We start from the raw sequence: 14,857 nt of genomic DNA, 5'->3' as shown, positions 1-14,857 counted from the left end.
GTTGCTCTGTTGAACCTTAATACTGTCTGGATGTACAGTAGTCTAGGCGTGACTATTGGGCAAGGGGTCGGCGAGGGGTTGTATCGTTTTGTAGATGTGTTTGGTCGGCGGGGCGCCGCAGGAAGGGGCAAAACGGGCTGAGTACGCGTCCATAATAGTTAGTAAAGGGTAGAGGGCGTCATCTTAGCGTCATCGAACCCATGGCAAGATCCTCGCAAACCGTCTAGAGCGCTCAGCAGGTTTCCACCTGCGGGTTGATGAATTTGCAAGGAATCCCTATGAAAGGAGACGCCTCCCTGTTTGCAGCCATTGATCTTGGTTCTAATGCGTTTCGCATGATGATCGGCCAGTCAGTCAGACGGAATCAGGGATTTGTGATCCAGGAAGTAAAAACCTTGCGTGAGCCTGTCCGTTTGGCGGAAGGGGCTCAAGGCGGAGCGCTAGACGAGTTGGCTCTGGATCGGGGATGGCAAGCGCTCGCGCGATTTGGCAAAAAGTTACGCGGTTTCGAGGCCGGTCGTGTGCGGGCAGTGGCGACCAGTGCCGTGCGCGAAGCCGACAATGCTCAACTGTTTTTAGCCAGCGCGGAGCGGCACCTGGGTTTTCGTATTGACGTTATCTCTGGGCATGAAGAGGCCCGACTGGTGTACGCCGGTGTTGCCCATACGATACCCGGTACAGAAAACAGGCGACTGGTCGTGGATATCGGTGGCGGCTCCACCGAATTGATTCTGGGGCAGGGCGCTCAACCCCTGTTGACCGAGAGTATTGCCATCGGCAGCGGCACCTTCGGCGCGCGTTACTTTCAGGGGGGCTGTATCACGGCTCAGACGCTTCTGGAGGCTGAGCGGGTAGCCACTCTGCAATTTGAAAAAGTGGCGCGTCGTTATCGTGCGGTGGGTTGGCAGCAGGTTATCGGCTCTTCAGGCACCGCACGAATGCTGGCCAAAGTACTCAAGGCCAACGGGTTGAACGACTATGGCCAAAGCGGCATCACCTACAGCGGCCTGTTACGTTTGTCGTTGCGCCTGCTTGAAGTGGGGCATGTCAAACAGCTCAGACTGGCAGGTTTGCAAAGCCATCGACTGAGCATCTTGCCTGGCGGTCTGGTGCTCATGCTGGCGGCATTCAAGGTGTTTGGTGTCTCGCATATGACGCCTTCCGAGCCGGGCTTGAGGTTCGGTGTTCTTCATGGACTGATGTGTAAACACTGATCAACCCATGGCAACCTTGCAGAGCAGGAACCCGCTTTACAGAGCGTCAGTGTATAAAACTCAGGGAAGACATGATGTCCACCACTGCTAATTTTTCGGACATTTCATGAGACGTGTGGTTTTTAACCAAAAAGGTGGCGTTGGTAAATCCAGTATCGCGTGTAACCTCGCCGCCATTAGTGCCTCCGAGGGCTATCGCACCTTGTTGATAGATCTGGATGCCCAAGCCAATGCTACTCACTATTTGACGGGATTGAGCGGCGAAGATATTCCCCTCGGGATCGCCGACTTCTTCAAACAGACACTGTTCCCAGGCCCGGCATCGAAGAAGGCGCAAGCCAATATCCATGAAACTCCCTTCGACAACTTGCATTTAATCGCGGCCTCGTCGGAGCTGAGTGATCTGCAATCCAAGCTCGAGACACGCTACAAAATTCAGAAACTCAGCAAGCTGCTGGACAGGCTCGATGAAGACTATGAGCGGATCTATATGGATACGCCGCCGGGTCTGAATTTTTACAGTGTGTCGGCGTTGATTGCCGCTGACCGCTGTTTGATCCCTTTCGATTGCGACAGCTTTTCTCGCCAAGCGATTTACGGTGTGCTGAGAGAAATCGAGGAGATCAAAAGTGATCATAACGAGAGGCTGGAGGTCGAGGGCATCGTCGTTAACCAATTCCAGGCTCGCAACGCACTGCCGCAACGACTGCTCGACGAACTGATCGCCGAGAACATGCCGGTGTTGCCTGCGTATCTGATGAGTTCGGTGAAGATGCGTGAGTCACACCAGGCCAGCAAGCCATTGATCTATCTGGAACCGCAACACAAGCTGACCCGGCAATTCGTAAAGCTGTTCAGTTTGCTTGAAAGCCAGGCCTGAACAGAGCGGCTACCCGTCGGCTAAGATTACTAGTCCACCATTGAGAGGCATGAGTCTTTTCGTCATGCCCTCTGGAGAGGGTTCAATGGCAAAGGCAGCGCCCTGTTCGACGCCCCACAGTGCAACATGCTCCTCAGTCCCATTCAGGTTGACTCTGCAAGCTGGGCTTTCTGCTCTTTCGATATGCAGTCAGTGAAGGCACAATGCGCATCCTTTTTTGGTTGGCCTTGCCGGAGGCGCCTCGAAATGATCAAAACGCCGTACTACCTCATCGACAAGCAAAAGCTGCTGGCGAACATGCAGAAGATCGCCTATGTGCGCGAACAGTCCGGGGCCAAGGCCCTCCTGGCACTCAAGTGCTTCGCCACCTGGTCGGTGTTCGACCTGATGCAGCAATACATGGACGGCACCACGTCGTCGTCGCTCTACGAGCTCAAACTCGGTCGACAGAAGTTCGCGGGCGAGACTCACGCCTACAGCGTGGCCTGGGCCGACGACGAGATCGAGGAGATGCTCGAGAACTGCGACAAGATTATCTTCAATTCCATTGGCCAATTGCAGCGCTACACCGAGGCGTCAGCAGGCAAGGTGCGCGGTCTGCGGGTCAATCCGCAAGTGAGCAGCTCGGATTACCTGCTGGCCGACCCGGCGCGGCCGTTCAGCCGTCTGGGCGAGTGGGACCCGGTGAAGATCGAGCAGGTCATCGACCAGATCTCTGGTTTCATGTTCCACAACAACTGCGAGAACGGCGACTTCGGCCTGTTCGACCAGATGCTGTGCACCATCGAGGAGCGATTCGGTCATCTGCTGCACAAGGTCGAGTGGGTCAGCCTCGGTGGCGGCATCCACTTCACCGGTGAAGGCTATGCGCTGGACGAATTCTGCGCGCGCCTCAAGGCCTTCTCGCAGAAATACGGCGTGCAGGTCTACCTGGAGCCGGGCGAAGCCGCCATCACTCAGAGCGCGTCGCTGGAAGTCACCGTGCTCGACACCCTCTACAACGGCAAGCACCTGGCGGTCGTGGACAGCTCCATTGAAGCACACATGCTCGATCTGCTGATCTATCGCCTGAATGCCAAGCTGGCGCCCAGCGAAGGCGAGCACACCTACATGGTGTGCGGCAAATCCTGCCTGGCCGGAGACATTTTCGGTGAGTATCAATTTGATCGCCCGCTGGCCATCGGCGATCGGTTGTCGTTCATCGACGCCGCGGGTTACACCATGGTCAAGAAGAATTGGTTCAACGGCCTGAAAATGCCATCCATCGTGGTGAAACAACTCGACGGTAGTGTCGAGGTGGTTCGTGAGTTTGGTTATAACGACTACATGTCCAGCCTTTCGTAAGCTGGCTGAGAAGGAGAGAGAGAAAAATTGAAGAAGAACGTGCTTATCATTGGTGCAGGAGGTGTCGCCAAGGTGGTGGCCCACAAGTGCGCGCAGCACAACGATGAACTCGGTCGTATTGCTATCGCGTCGCGCAACATCTCCAAGTGCCAGGCCATCATCGACAGCGTCAAGGCCAAGGGCAGCCTCAAAGTGCCCGCTGATATCCAGGCCTACTCGCTGAACGCCCTGGATGTCGAAGCGACCAAGGCGCTGATCCGCGAAACCGGATCGCAGATCGTCATCAACGTCGGTTCCGCTTTCCTCAACATGTCGGTGCTGCGTGCTTGCATCGATACCGGCGTGGCCTACCTGGACACCGCCATTCACGAAGAACCGGGTAAAGTCTGCGAGACGCCGCCCTGGTATGGCAACTACGAGTGGAACCACCTCGAGGAGTGCAAAGAGAAGAACATCACCGCCATTCTCGGTGTGGGTTTCGACCCGGGTGTGGTCAACGCCTATGCAGCGCTGGCGCAGCAACAGTATTTCGACCGCATTGATTCGATCGACATTCTCGACGTCAATGCCGGTTCCCATGGCAAGTATTTCGCCACCAATTTCGACCCGGAAATCAACTTCCGCGAATTCACCGGTCAGGTGTGGAGCTGGCAGAACAGCCAGTGGACGAGCAACACGATGTTCGAAGTCAAACGCACTGACGACCTGCCGGTCGTAGGGGCGCAGAACCTGTACCTGACCGGCCACGATGAAGTTCACTCGCTGTCGAAGAACCTCAACGTGCCCAACGTGCGTTTCTGGATGAGCTTCGGCGAGCACTACATCAATGTGTTCACCGTACTCAAGAACCTTGGCCTGCTCTCGGAGCAACCGGTCAAGACCGCTGAAGGCCTGGAAGTCGTGCCGCTGAAATTGGTCAAGGCCGTGCTGCCTGATCCGAGCTCGCTGGCCCCCGGCTACACCGGCAAGACCTGCATCGGTGATCTGGTCAAGGGCACCAAGGATGGTCAGCCGCGCGAGGTGTTCATCTACAACGTGGCCGATCATGAGGACGCCTACGCAGAAACTGACAGCCAGGGCATTTCCTATACCGCTGGCGTGCCGCCCGTGGCTGCAGCCTTGCTGGTCGCCCGTGGCGAGTGGGACGTGCAGCGTATGGTCAACGTCGAAGAGCTGCCGGCTGAGCCGTTCCTCAAGGCGCTGGACGTGATGGGCCTGCCAACCCGCATCAAGGATGAGAATGGAGACCGTCCCTGGAGCTGAAACACCTGAGGCTCGCAACAACAGGTGAATCTCGTTTCCCGCTCTATACGCCAAAACGCCGCTCTTTGAGCGGCGTTTTGGTTTGTGCGTAATTTGAAGCTATCTCCAGGGTTTTCCATAGCTTCAACATGGTCGGGTTTTGATTGGTTTTGGCACAGCAGGAGCGTATTTCAAGCTGCGTGCTCCACTCGCGGCCACCGGCTCTGACCCGTTGTCCGCGCTCCAACGCCTCTGCAACAGGGCACACGGCCAAAACCGCCTACGGGCGGTTTTTTTGCAACTGTAATTCCGGGATCTGAGCCCGTTCAGGGCCTAGGGGCCGACGCAATAACTCGTCTGCGTTCTTGCAGACGGAGAAATCCCTGCTTAACTCTGAATCGATGGTCAGTCAGTGACTCATTGGTCACGTCAGCCATCGGAGCACCCTTACGCTGTTGTTGCTTGCTCGTGTTGCCAGGTTAAGCCCGAGGAGGCCTATGCGTTGACGCTTGAAAACCACCCTGAGTTATTAATGTATTGGCTTGGCACTTCACTGTCAGGTCCACGTGTTGTGCTTTCTGCGATAGGGCCCTGTGGGCATCCCTCACGCTGTGCGCTTAGTCCAATGGGTTCAAGGAAGAAAATGACATGATGCCGAAAACTGCCATCGTCGAGATCTGCGGGAAGTACAAGGTTTATACCGAGCACTATCTCAACACTGCAGCTGACAAGACCATCATTCTGGTCAACGGCTCGCTGGCAACAACCGCATCCTTTGCCCAAACGGTGCGTTATCTGCAGCCGCGATTCAATGTGGTTCTCTACGACCAGCCCTACGCCGGTCAGTCGAGGCAACACAATCTCCACGGCCAACCGATCCGAAAGGAAGACGAGGCAGCGATACTGCTGGAATTAATCGAACACTTTTGTGTGCACCACGTGCTGTCCTTTTCCTGGGGCGGCGCGGCTACCTTGGTGGCGCTGGCCCAGCGGCCGCGACGAATCGAGAAGGCGGTGATCAATTCATTCGCAGCGCGGATCAATACGCCGATGCGCGATTACCTGGAAAGCGGCCTGAGTCATCTCCAGGCCTGCGACCGCCTCAATGTCGGTCGCTTGATCAACAGCACGATCGGCAAGCACCTGCCATCGCTGTTCAAACGCTTTAATGACCGCCATATCCGCAGTCTGGCCGAACACGAGTACAGGCAGATGCATTTCCACGTCAATGAGGTGCTGACCCAAGACACCCATTGCTACGTCGCCTGTGCCGGGGCCATCGACATCCCGCTGCTGTTTGTCAACGGCGAATGGGATGAGTACACCTCAGTAGAAGACGCCTGGCTTTTTGCCGATCATGCCCCTCAGTCCCAGTTCCATACCATCAAGAATGCCGGGCACTTCCTCGATATGGAACACCCGGCGGCCTGGCATGACACTCGGCAGGCCTTGCTCGGTTTTCTGCAGCCAGCTTCCAGGACGCAGGGCCGTGTTGCCTCAGATATCCAGGTCAATCACGTATGAGCCATTAGTTCGAGGCGTCGACAATGGGTGTCAGACGCTGCTCCATGATGATCGTGCGCTCGGCACCGTGAAATTCGTCGCGGACTTTTCGATAGCCCAGCTTGAAGTAAAAGGCTTCTGCGGTAATGGAGGAGGGGACGCGCAGTACCTCGATTTTTGCGCCTAGGGCGACAGATTGAAGCATCGCCATCAGTTGCCTGCCGAGCCCGCACCCCTGATGGCTTGGCTCGACGAATACGCTGCGCACAACGTCTTGATCTAGGCTGGCCGTGGCGACCACGCGCTTATCGATGGTTGCGACAAATACCGAGCGTTGTTTCAACAACGCGCGGATGGCCTCGGCAGAAAAGCTTTTCTCTACCTGCGAGATGACTTCGGGCGGGTAGTCCAGGGCATTGGACTTGCGCAGCGATTGAATGATGACCTGGCTTATTGCTGCCGCATCGTCTGGGGTGGCGAGTCGTATCTGGTTATTCATTTGAAGACCCCAATCCTTGTGTCCTTACCGCAATCCTTTAGCCCGATCTTGAGCGGTCAATGTCGGAGTACCTGCGCCAGCTTCTATTTGAGCTGCGCCCCGCGCGCCGTTAACAACTTCCGCAATACCGACCGATGGCAATGCTCTTCATCCTCGCAATAACAGCCAATGGCCATTGATGTTTGATGGGACAACGCAGCCAACAAATCGAGCAATTGGCTGGGCGCCGGGTGGTTCATTTCAGTCTTGAATTTGCGCTTGAAGGCTTCCCACGCCTTGGCGTCTTCCGCCGCTTTGGCTTCTGCGACCAACTCTGCACTGGGAGACAGCAGCGGCTGCCACACGTCATAAAAATCACGACTGGCAAACTCGGCCTTCGGCACGCCACGCGGCGGGCGACGTACCGTACCCAGACGCAGGCCTTCATTGGCGGCGCGCGGTGAGCCGAGTTGCACGATATGGATGGGCATGGTGGATGTGTTCCCCTCAAGCCTGTATGGCCGACTTCTGCGGTGTGCGGGAGCAGTCGGCCACGCTCTGGAGCCTTTAATTGCGCGAGTTTTCGAACCACTCCAGCGCCGTGCGCCAGATGCAGATCCCCAGGAAGTAAGCCGACATCAGCAGCCAAAGCCCCATCACCATCGGGTTGATCACCGGATGGTTGACCACCAGCGACAAACTGCACAGCAGCCATATCGCCGTCACGGCGATGTTGATCGGCATGAACTTGCGCACGCGGAACGGGTGGAGGAACTTCATCCGGGTCACGGTCAACAGCGCCAGGCCGATGACGGTGAGAAAAGTGATCCACGGCGACGGGGCGATGATGTACAGGCACAGGGCTACCACGTTCCAGGCGGCGGGGAAGCCCTGGAAGTAGTTGTCTTTGCTCTTCATGTTGACGTTGCAGAAGCAAAACAGCGACGAGACCAGAATCAGCGACACGGTCAGCAGCAGCGTGTAGTCCGGCAGAGGTATGTAGCGATAGATGAATAGCGCTGGGATAAACACATACGTCAGGTAGTCGATGACCAGATCGAGGATTGAGCCATCGAAACCTGGCAGCACCGACTGGACATTGACCTTGCGCGCCAACGCGCCGTCCAGGCCATCGACAATCAGGGCGACGCCCAGCCACAGCAAGCAGTTTGTGGCCTGGTTTTCCAGCAAGGCGAGTGTTGCGAGGAAGGCGGTGACCACGCCAGTGGCGGTAAAACCATGGGCGCCCCATGCTTTGAGTCTGGCGATGTGTAGGGTCGATATCACGGGGGCGTTCTCCAGAAAGTGAAGCAAGCCTGTTATCACCCCTTCAGTTGGGGGTGTCGGCAAACCAAGTCAGGTTGCATGTATCGACCGGGTATCCGGGGATAAGGTTCACCAACTGTAAATCTTAGCTGGGCGGCAAAAAAATACTCTGGATAAATTCGGGGTGTTAAATGAAACATCGGCGCAGGGCGATCTTTTTACTCAAACGTGGCGATCTCCGGATTGACCCGGTGCAGACAGGCTCATTTACAGAACCTTGCTCATAAACACCCGACTCGTGCCTTGCGGGTCGCACGGCACTTCCCCGAATCGCTGCCAGCCGTTTTTTTCATAGAACTCCGGGGCCTGGAAACTGAGGGTATAGAGCACCGCCGAGCGGCAACCGCGACGACGACCTTCGTCTTCGTACGCCTTGAGCAGTCGAGAGCCGAGCCCGGAGCCACGCAGTGAGTCGGGCAAGTAGAAAAGATCGAGAAACAGCAGGCCTAGTGACGTACGCCCGGTAATACCGCCCAGCACCTGATGGGTCTCCGGGTCGCGGACGGTTACCGCCAGCGACTGGCGGTCGTTGATTCCGGTCATCTGATCATTGAAGGCACTCAACCCGGCGCTGAGTACTTGCTCGACTTCAGGTTCGATAACGTCGCTGACGACAATCTGAGTGCGGTCCATGTGTTCGTTGATCCTGTGGGCATCGGGTTAGCGAGGGTAGAACACTCGCAGCCGATGGTCATCAGGGTCAGCCAAACGGTGGTGGCGCATTTGCCGGCGAGGACTATTGTTGCCTGACTGGATCACTCCCATTGATGAGGACATCGTCATGAACACCAGCGATCTGCTCGAACAACTTCTGCGAGCCGGCCAAGGCTCAATGGCGCAACAGAGTGGCGGGGGCGCGTCGGCCCAAGGCGGCCTCGGTGGATTGCTCGGCGGCCTGTTGGGCGGTGGCGCCGGTTCAAGTGCCGGGGCCGGCGGCCTGGGTAGTTTGCTCGGTGGTCTGCTGGGCGGTGGCTCAGTCGTGGGCGGTTCGACCCAGACCCGGTCAGGTGGTGGCACCAACTATGAACTGGCTGCGGCGTTGAGTATCGATCCAGAGCTGCGAGTGCACCTGGAGCAACAGGCCCAAGGTGGCGTGGCCTAATGATCGCTCGCCATCACACTGACTGAAGCTGCTGAAACCCTGGCCTCTACCGGGCTTCAGGGGCTTTCGGCACCAGAAACGTAACCCCGAAGCTCTCGGCGATCTCCAGTATCCGCGGCAGATCCTCCGGCACTTTGAGCTGATCCACCGCCGCAAAGAACTGACCACCGCGCGGATCAGACACCACACCGATCATTTTCGCGGTGGCGCTGACGTTCTTGTAAGCATGAATGGACCCACCAGGGATATGCACATAACCCCCAGGCGAAACGGTGGTGGACTTGCCCGCAACCGTTACTTCCACCTGCCCGTCAATGACGTAGAACGCCTCGTCCCAAGGGTGAAAATGCGGGGGCGGCCCACCCCCTTGCACGCCCTCCTGGATATGCATTTCAAAAGGTTTACTCAGATCCCCGCCCGCGAGAATGGTGATGGTCTCACCCACGACATTGACCGGGTCGGGGGTTTTTTCGGGCTCGATGACATGAACCGTGCGCATGATTGCTCTCCGAAGGATGAGTCAACACCCGCTGAGTATATTCACTTGATGTGGCGCCGGGTGCCGCGCCACTAGCCCGTCTGTCTGGGCGATTTCAACGCCGATGGAATTTTTTTCCGGGCGTGTCGCTCTGCTGATGAAGAGACGTGCTGATTCAGCGTCCTGCCACTGGCCTCAGACCGAGAGACGTACCCATGACTGCCCTGACACGAATTGAATCCCAGCCGGCCCACGAACGCTCGATTCCGACCGCCGGCAGCATGAAGCTTATCTATGAACAGTTATTACTGAGCGGCGATACCGAACACCAGCGCGCACTCGGCAAAACCTTCCTCGAGGCTCAACTTGCGCACGCAGCGGACCTGCCCGCGGACATACCGCAAGACCTGTCGGCACTGCAAATCTTTGTCGAACAGCACTGCGCCGAGGTCGCTCGCCAATACGCCGACTACCTGCAAAAACGCAAGGACGGCGGGCCTCGGCAGTTCTTCACTAACAAGGCGCACGCGTTGTTTTTCCTGCAAGCCGTTGCCCCGACCAAACTGGTCGACGGAGCATGGCTGTATGGCCTGTTGCAGCACTGGCATGACCCTCGTTTCGAAGGCCTGATTTGCACCTATCTGGAAGAGTTGGGCGACGGCAACCCGGCGCAAAATCATGTGGTGATCTACCGCAAGCTGCTCGCCGAGCATGGTTTGCAAGACAACGGCTTCATCGCAGACGAGCGTTACCTGCAAGGTGCGGTGCAATTGGCGCTCGGTTATTGCAGCGACGATTTTTTGCCGGAGGTGATCGGCTACAACCTCGGCTATGAACAGCTGCCGCTGCATTTGCTGATCAGCGCCTATGAACTCAGCGAGCTGGGTATCGATCCGTATTACTTCACCCTGCACGTGACCATCGACAATGCCAGCACTGGCCACGCACAAAAGGCCGTGCAGTCGGTGCTGCAATTGCTGCCAGTGGAAGCCGACCGTGAAGATTTTCTGCGCAGGGTCGCGTTGGGTTATCGTCTCAACGATCTGGGGCAGGGCAGTCGCGCGATCATCGAGTCGTTCGACGTGTACGGCGAGTTGCTGAACATGCTTGAACGCAAGCGCCCGTTTGGTCAGCACATGCATTCCGATTACTGCCGGTTTGAAGGCAATACCGTTAATCAATGGTTGTCGTCGCCGGAGCAGTTGCCGGGCTTCCTTAGCGCCCTGGAAAACAAGGGCTGGATCAAACGTCATCAGGACCCGCACGCCAGCCGTTTCTGGCAACTGATCGATGGCGACGGCGCGGGCATGTTCGGGGTGTTCAGCCCCTACGAAAAACAGCTGCTGCACGACTGGATCGCCGGAGACTGGCGACCTGAGCGATCGCCGGCAGCGGTTCGACGTGGCACCAGCGTCGCGACCGAACCGCCAGTGCCCGCCAATGACCCGGATGTCCAACGCCTGCAAGCTACACTTAATGGGCTTTCCTCCGACGAGCAAATGCAAGTGTTGATCCCATGGCTGTCTGCCCATCGGCACGCTCACCCGGCTGGTCTGATGGCCACGCGACGGTTCATCGAACTCAAATCCGGATTTCGATAGGGAGCCCCTCATGAATCAGGAAGAACAGCTTAGCGCTGCCGACCTGGCCTTACTGCAATTGGGGCGCCGCTTGCAGGCCGACGGTTACCGATTCATTACGCCAACGCCGCTGACCCACCAGCGGGTCAATGATCGCGCCTTCGGACAAAGCGCCCGGACCCTGCGCGAAGTATTCGGCTGGTCGCGGCCGTTTGAGCCCGATCTGTTGTCGGTGGATGAACAGCGGCAGTTGCAACAGGCGGGCGTCCTCGGGGAAAGCAATGGTCGACTGAGAAGTCATGTGCGCTGGTCAAGCCTCGATGACCTGCTGTTCGTGCATTCGGGCTACCCCACCGATGCCGCTGATGCGGTGTTCTTCGGACCTGACACCTACCGTTTTGCCCGGCTGATTCACGCCCATCTGCAACAGAGCCTCGCGCCGATCAGGCGCGCCGTGGACATCGGCTGCGGTGCGGGCGTTGGGGCGATTGTGATCGCCCGCGCTCGCCGTGAAGCCGAAGTGCTGGCCGTGGACATCAACCCTTCGGCGTTACGCATGACGGCAGTCAACGCCGCGCTCGCCGAGGTGACTAACGTCAGCATAGAGGCCAGCGATGTGCTGCAGGACGTCGACGGCAACTTCGACCTGATCGTCGCCAATCCACCCTACATGGCCGACCCGGCCGAGCGTGCTTACCGGCATGGCGGCGGGGCGCTCGGCGCGCAATTGTCGTTGCGCATTGTCGAGCAAGCCCTGTATCGGTTGGCCCCCGGTGGCTCTTTGGTGCTGTACACCGGCGTGGCGATGATTGACGGTCTCGATCCTTTTCTGGACGCGGTGACGCCGCGTCTGGAATCGCCGATGTTCGGCTGGACTTACCACGAACTAGACCCTGATGTGTTCGGCGAAGAACTGTTGACCCCTGGCTATCAGCGGGTGGAACGAATTGCCGTCGTCGCCCTGATCGTCACGCGCATCGGCGCAGGTATCGGCGCAGGTATCGGGGGACCCGTTACGTCATCAGCCGGTGCGCCATGACCAGGAGCCTGGACGATTACAATCGCATGCGCGACTTCTCGGCGACCTCTGAACCGGCCGCCGCCAAACGCGGGGTCAAAAAAAAAGCGAAAGACCATGCCTTGCAGTTCTGTATCCAGAAGCACGACGCCTCGCGCCTGCATTACGACTTTCGCCTGGAACTCGATGGCGCGCTGAAAAGCTGGGCGGTGCCCAAAGGCCCGTCACTGGACCCCAAGGTCAAGCGCCTGGCGGTCCATGTCGAAGACCATCCGATTGATTACGCGACCTTTGAGGGCAGCATTCCCGAGGGGCATTACGGCGCCGGTGATGTGATTGTCTGGGACCGAGGGGTGTGGATTCCTCAGGACGACCCGGCCAAGGCGTACGCCAAGGGCAAGCTGAAGTTCGAGCTGCAAGGCGAGAAGCTCGGCGGCCTGTGGAACCTGGTGCGCACGCACATGCCGGGCAAGCAGGAACAATGGTTTCTGATCAAGCATCAGGACGGCGCAGCCAAACCCGAAAGCGATTACGACGTGGTCGCCGCCGAGCCCGACAGCGTGCTCAGTGATCGGACCATCGTGGCCAAAAAGCCGAAGACCGCTGCCACACCCAAACCCATCAAAAGACCCGCCGCCGCGGCGCGCAAGGAACAGTCGGCGCCATTGACGGGCGCCCGCAAAGCCAAATTGCCGGACCTGCTCAAACCGGAACTGGCGACGCTGGTCGAAAAAGCCCCGGACGGCGAGTGGAGCTATGAGATCAAATTCGATGGCTATCGGATCATGGCCCGCATCGACCACGACGAGGTCAAACTCTTCACCCGTAACGGTTACGACTGGACCCACAAACTGCTCAAACAAGCCGAGGCGTTGGCTTCGCTGGGTCTCGAATCCGCCTGGCTCGACGGTGAGATGGTGGTCGCCGACGAGCTGGGCGTGCCGGACTTTCAGTCCTTGCAAAACGCCTTCGACTCGGGCCGCAGCGGCAACATCGTTTACTACCTGTTCGACATGCCTTACCTCAACGGTGTGGACCTGTGCGAGGTGCCTGTCGAGGAGCGAAGGGTTGCGCTGTCGACGGTGCTCACCCCCAATAAAGACCCGTTGCTGCGCTTTTCCGATGCCTTTAGTGAAGAACCGGAAGCGTTGCTCAACAGTGCCTGCCAAATGCAGATGGAAGGGTTGATCGGCAAGCGTCTGGGCTCGCCTTACGTTTCACGGCGCAGCGGCGACTGGATCAAACTCAAGTGCAAGCATCGGCAGGAGTTCGTCGTCGTTGGCTTCACAGATCCCAAAGGTTTGCGCAATGCCTTTGGTGCGCTGCTGCTGGGACTGCATGACCGCGACAGCGGTGAGTTGCGTTACGCAGGCAAGGTCGGCACCGGGTTCAACGAGACGACGCTCAAGCGCATCTACGAGCAACTGAAACCGTTGCAAACCAAAAAGAGTTCAGTGGTCAATCCACCGACCGGTTTTGACGCCAAGGGTGTGCACTGGCTCAAACCCACGCTGCTGGCTGAGGTGGCTTTTGCCGAAATGACCAAAGAAGGTTCAGTCCGCCATGCGGTGTTCCATGGTCTGCGTGACGACAAACCTGCCGACGACATTACCGAGGAGCGTCCAAAAGCCGTGAAGCCCAAAGCCGCTAAAAAAGCCCCCGCAGAAAAACCCTCTGCCGCGACCAAAAAGAAAACCACCCAAGCCGCACCCGCACCCGCGCCATCACAAATCGGCCTCGGCGCGGGCAAGGTGCGCATCACTCACCCGGACCGGGTGATCGATGCAAGCAGCGGCACCACCAAAGTGCAACTGGCCGAGTATTACGCCAGCGTCGCCGAATGGATTTTGCCCGAACTGAAGGACCGGCCAGTGGCGCTGGTTCGCGCCCCGGACGGCATCGCCGGCGAACTGTTTTTCCAGAAAAACGCCGAGCGCCTGGCCATTCCGGGGATCACCACCCTGGACAAGGCACTCACCGGCCAACCGGTGATGATCATCAATAATGCCGAAGCCCTGATCGGTGCCGTGCAAATGAGTACCGTTGAACTGCACACCTGGAACGCTACCTCGGACAACCTCGACAAACCCGACCGCTTCGTCCTCGACCTCGACCCGGACCCGGCGCTGCCCTGGAAAAGCATGGTGGAGGCGACTCAATTGACCCTGTCGGTACTCGATGAGTTGGGGCTCAAGGCGTTCCTCAAGACCAGCGGCGGCAAAGGGATTCATCTGGTGGTGCCACTGACCCGCAAGCTCGGTTGGGACGAGGTGAAGGACTTCAGCCACGCGATTGTCAGCCACATGGCCAAGTTGCTGCCGGAGCGTTTTTCCGCTGTGTCCGGACCGAAGAACCGGGTAGGGCGGATCTTCATCGATTACCTGCGCAACGGTCTGGGCGCCACGACCATCTGCGCCTACGCCGCGCGCACCCGGGAAGGACTGCCGGTGTCAGTGCCGATCTTTCGGGAGGAGGTGGGTGAGCTCAAGGGAGGGAATCAATGGAACGTGCACACTGTGCATGAACGCCTGGCCGAGGTCGGTGATAAACCTTGGGCGGACCTGAAGCAAACCCGGCAGTCGATCACCGCCGAGATGCGGCGACGGGTAGGGATAAAGAAGTAGCCATACACACCTTTGTAGGAGCACGGCGTGCCGGCGAAAGCGCCCTTGAGAACGTCATCGCCGGCAAG

Annotated in this window: 14 protein-coding genes and 1 pseudogene; 9 read left to right on the top strand and 6 right to left on the bottom strand. The window is 58.1% G+C overall.

Annotation, left to right across the window (positions count from 1 at the left end; all coding sequences use genetic code 11):
- Window positions 1–278: 278 nt before the first annotated feature.
- The 4 genes from ACYZT3_RS17200 (at window position 279) to ACYZT3_RS17185 (ending at window position 4,701) form a co-directional block, all read left to right on the top strand.
- A complete protein-coding gene (locus ACYZT3_RS17200; protein ID WP_282376075.1) occupies window positions 279–1,214 on the top strand; it encodes a Ppx/GppA phosphatase family protein in 936 nt (311 codons plus the stop codon).
- Window positions 1,215–1,320: 106 nt separating this feature from the next.
- Complete coding sequence (locus ACYZT3_RS17195; protein ID WP_282376074.1) at window positions 1,321–2,094, top strand: ParA family protein; 774 nt, start codon at window positions 1,321–1,323, stop codon at window positions 2,092–2,094.
- Between the two features lie 246 nt (window positions 2,095–2,340).
- On the top strand, window positions 2,341–3,438 hold the full coding sequence (gene nspC, locus ACYZT3_RS17190; protein ID WP_282376073.1) for a carboxynorspermidine decarboxylase: 1,098 nt from the start codon (window positions 2,341–2,343) through the stop codon (window positions 3,436–3,438).
- Window positions 3,439–3,465: 27 nt separating this feature from the next.
- Window positions 3,466–4,701: a saccharopine dehydrogenase family protein gene (locus ACYZT3_RS17185; RefSeq protein WP_462030354.1), complete on the top strand. Its 1,236-nt coding sequence runs from the start codon at window positions 3,466–3,468 to the stop codon at window positions 4,699–4,701.
- 43 nt (window positions 4,702–4,744) lie between these two features.
- Here ACYZT3_RS17185 and ACYZT3_RS17180 read toward each other — a convergent pair.
- Window positions 4,745–4,939, bottom strand: a pseudogene (locus ACYZT3_RS17180) (hypothetical protein); the annotation flags it as partial.
- A gap of 389 nt (window positions 4,940–5,328) precedes the next feature.
- Here ACYZT3_RS17180 and ACYZT3_RS17175 point away from each other — a divergent pair.
- On the top strand, window positions 5,329–6,204 hold the full coding sequence (locus tag ACYZT3_RS17175; RefSeq protein ID WP_282376071.1) for an alpha/beta fold hydrolase: 876 nt from the start codon (window positions 5,329–5,331) through the stop codon (window positions 6,202–6,204).
- A gap of 4 nt (window positions 6,205–6,208) precedes the next feature.
- Here ACYZT3_RS17175 and ACYZT3_RS17170 read toward each other — a convergent pair whose 3' ends face one another.
- From ACYZT3_RS17170 to ACYZT3_RS17155, 4 genes are all read right to left on the bottom strand, one after another.
- The gene (locus ACYZT3_RS17170) at window positions 6,209–6,682 is read right to left on the bottom strand and encodes a GNAT family N-acetyltransferase (RefSeq protein WP_282376069.1); all 474 of its coding nucleotides are present in this window, start codon (window positions 6,680–6,682) and stop codon (window positions 6,209–6,211) included.
- Between the two features lie 83 nt (window positions 6,683–6,765).
- Window positions 6,766–7,152 carry a DUF488 domain-containing protein gene (locus ACYZT3_RS17165; protein ID WP_282376068.1) on the bottom strand — a complete coding sequence of 129 codons (387 nt, stop codon included), beginning with the start codon at window positions 7,150–7,152 and terminating at the stop codon, window positions 6,766–6,768.
- 76 nt (window positions 7,153–7,228) lie between these two features.
- Complete coding sequence (gene pcsA / locus ACYZT3_RS17160) at window positions 7,229–7,948, bottom strand: phosphatidylcholine synthase (RefSeq protein WP_282376067.1); 720 nt, start codon at window positions 7,946–7,948, stop codon at window positions 7,229–7,231.
- A gap of 246 nt (window positions 7,949–8,194) precedes the next feature.
- Window positions 8,195–8,620, bottom strand: coding sequence for a GNAT family N-acetyltransferase (locus ACYZT3_RS17155; RefSeq protein WP_462030353.1), 426 nt, complete (start codon window positions 8,618–8,620; stop codon window positions 8,195–8,197).
- A gap of 148 nt (window positions 8,621–8,768) precedes the next feature.
- Between ACYZT3_RS17155 and ACYZT3_RS17150 the strand changes: the two genes are divergently transcribed.
- The gene (locus ACYZT3_RS17150; RefSeq protein ID WP_462030352.1) at window positions 8,769–9,089 is read left to right on the top strand and encodes a hypothetical protein; all 321 of its coding nucleotides are present in this window, start codon (window positions 8,769–8,771) and stop codon (window positions 9,087–9,089) included.
- Window positions 9,090–9,135: 46 nt separating this feature from the next.
- Here the strand turns inward: ACYZT3_RS17150 and ACYZT3_RS17145 are convergent, their stop codons facing one another.
- On the bottom strand, window positions 9,136–9,588 hold the full coding sequence (locus ACYZT3_RS17145; RefSeq protein WP_282376065.1) for a cupin domain-containing protein: 453 nt from the start codon (window positions 9,586–9,588) through the stop codon (window positions 9,136–9,138).
- 194 nt (window positions 9,589–9,782) lie between these two features.
- Here ACYZT3_RS17145 and ACYZT3_RS17140 point away from each other — a divergent pair, with 194 nt between their 5' ends.
- From ACYZT3_RS17140 to ligD, 3 genes are read left to right on the top strand one after another with little or no spacing between them, the layout of a single operon-like run.
- Window positions 9,783–11,168, top strand: a complete 1,386-nt coding sequence (locus tag ACYZT3_RS17140; RefSeq protein ID WP_462030351.1) for an iron-containing redox enzyme family protein — start codon at window positions 9,783–9,785, stop codon at window positions 11,166–11,168.
- A 10-nt stretch (window positions 11,169–11,178) separates the two neighbouring features.
- The gene (locus tag ACYZT3_RS17135) at window positions 11,179–12,186 is read left to right on the top strand and encodes a methyltransferase (RefSeq protein WP_462030350.1); all 1,008 of its coding nucleotides are present in this window, start codon (window positions 11,179–11,181) and stop codon (window positions 12,184–12,186) included.
- Window positions 12,183–14,789: a DNA ligase D gene (gene ligD, locus ACYZT3_RS17130; protein WP_462030349.1), complete on the top strand. Its 2,607-nt coding sequence runs from the start codon at window positions 12,183–12,185 to the stop codon at window positions 14,787–14,789. The genes ACYZT3_RS17135 and ligD overlap by 4 nt, the downstream gene beginning before the upstream one ends.
- The last annotated feature ends 68 nt before the right edge of the window (window positions 14,790–14,857 follow it).

It is taken from the genome of Pseudomonas sp. MDT1-16, assembly GCF_054898115.1.
The sequence above is the reverse complement of the archived record's forward strand: the minus strand, read 5'-3'. Positions and strand labels throughout refer to the sequence as shown.

Excerpts from the sequence above, each read along its gene's own strand:
- ACYZT3_RS17195 (WP_282376074.1), top strand. The coding sequence starts at position 1,321 with ATGAGACGTGTGGTTTTTAACCAAAAAGGTGGCGTTGGTAAATCCAGT.
- ACYZT3_RS17200 (WP_282376075.1), top strand. The coding sequence starts at position 279 with ATGAAAGGAGACGCCTCCCTGTTTGCAGCCATTGATCTTGGTTCTAAT.
- ACYZT3_RS17175 (WP_282376071.1), top strand. The coding sequence starts at position 5,329 with ATGATGCCGAAAACTGCCATCGTCGAGATCTGCGGGAAGTACAAGGTT.
- nspC (WP_282376073.1), top strand. The coding sequence starts at position 2,341 with ATGATCAAAACGCCGTACTACCTCATCGACAAGCAAAAGCTGCTGGCG.
- ACYZT3_RS17155 (WP_462030353.1), bottom strand. The coding sequence starts at position 8,620 with ATGGACCGCACTCAGATTGTCGTCAGCGACGTTATCGAACCTGAAGTC.
- ACYZT3_RS17145 (WP_282376065.1), bottom strand. The coding sequence starts at position 9,588 with ATGCGCACGGTTCATGTCATCGAGCCCGAAAAAACCCCCGACCCGGTC.
- ACYZT3_RS17165 (WP_282376068.1), bottom strand. The coding sequence starts at position 7,152 with ATGCCCATCCATATCGTGCAACTCGGCTCACCGCGCGCCGCCAATGAA.
- ACYZT3_RS17140 (WP_462030351.1), top strand. The coding sequence starts at position 9,783 with ATGACTGCCCTGACACGAATTGAATCCCAGCCGGCCCACGAACGCTCG.
- ligD (WP_462030349.1), top strand. The coding sequence starts at position 12,183 with ATGACCAGGAGCCTGGACGATTACAATCGCATGCGCGACTTCTCGGCG.
- ACYZT3_RS17150 (WP_462030352.1), top strand. The coding sequence starts at position 8,769 with ATGAACACCAGCGATCTGCTCGAACAACTTCTGCGAGCCGGCCAAGGC.
- ACYZT3_RS17135 (WP_462030350.1), top strand. The coding sequence starts at position 11,179 with ATGAATCAGGAAGAACAGCTTAGCGCTGCCGACCTGGCCTTACTGCAA.
- ACYZT3_RS17170 (WP_282376069.1), bottom strand. The coding sequence starts at position 6,682 with ATGAATAACCAGATACGACTCGCCACCCCAGACGATGCGGCAGCAATA.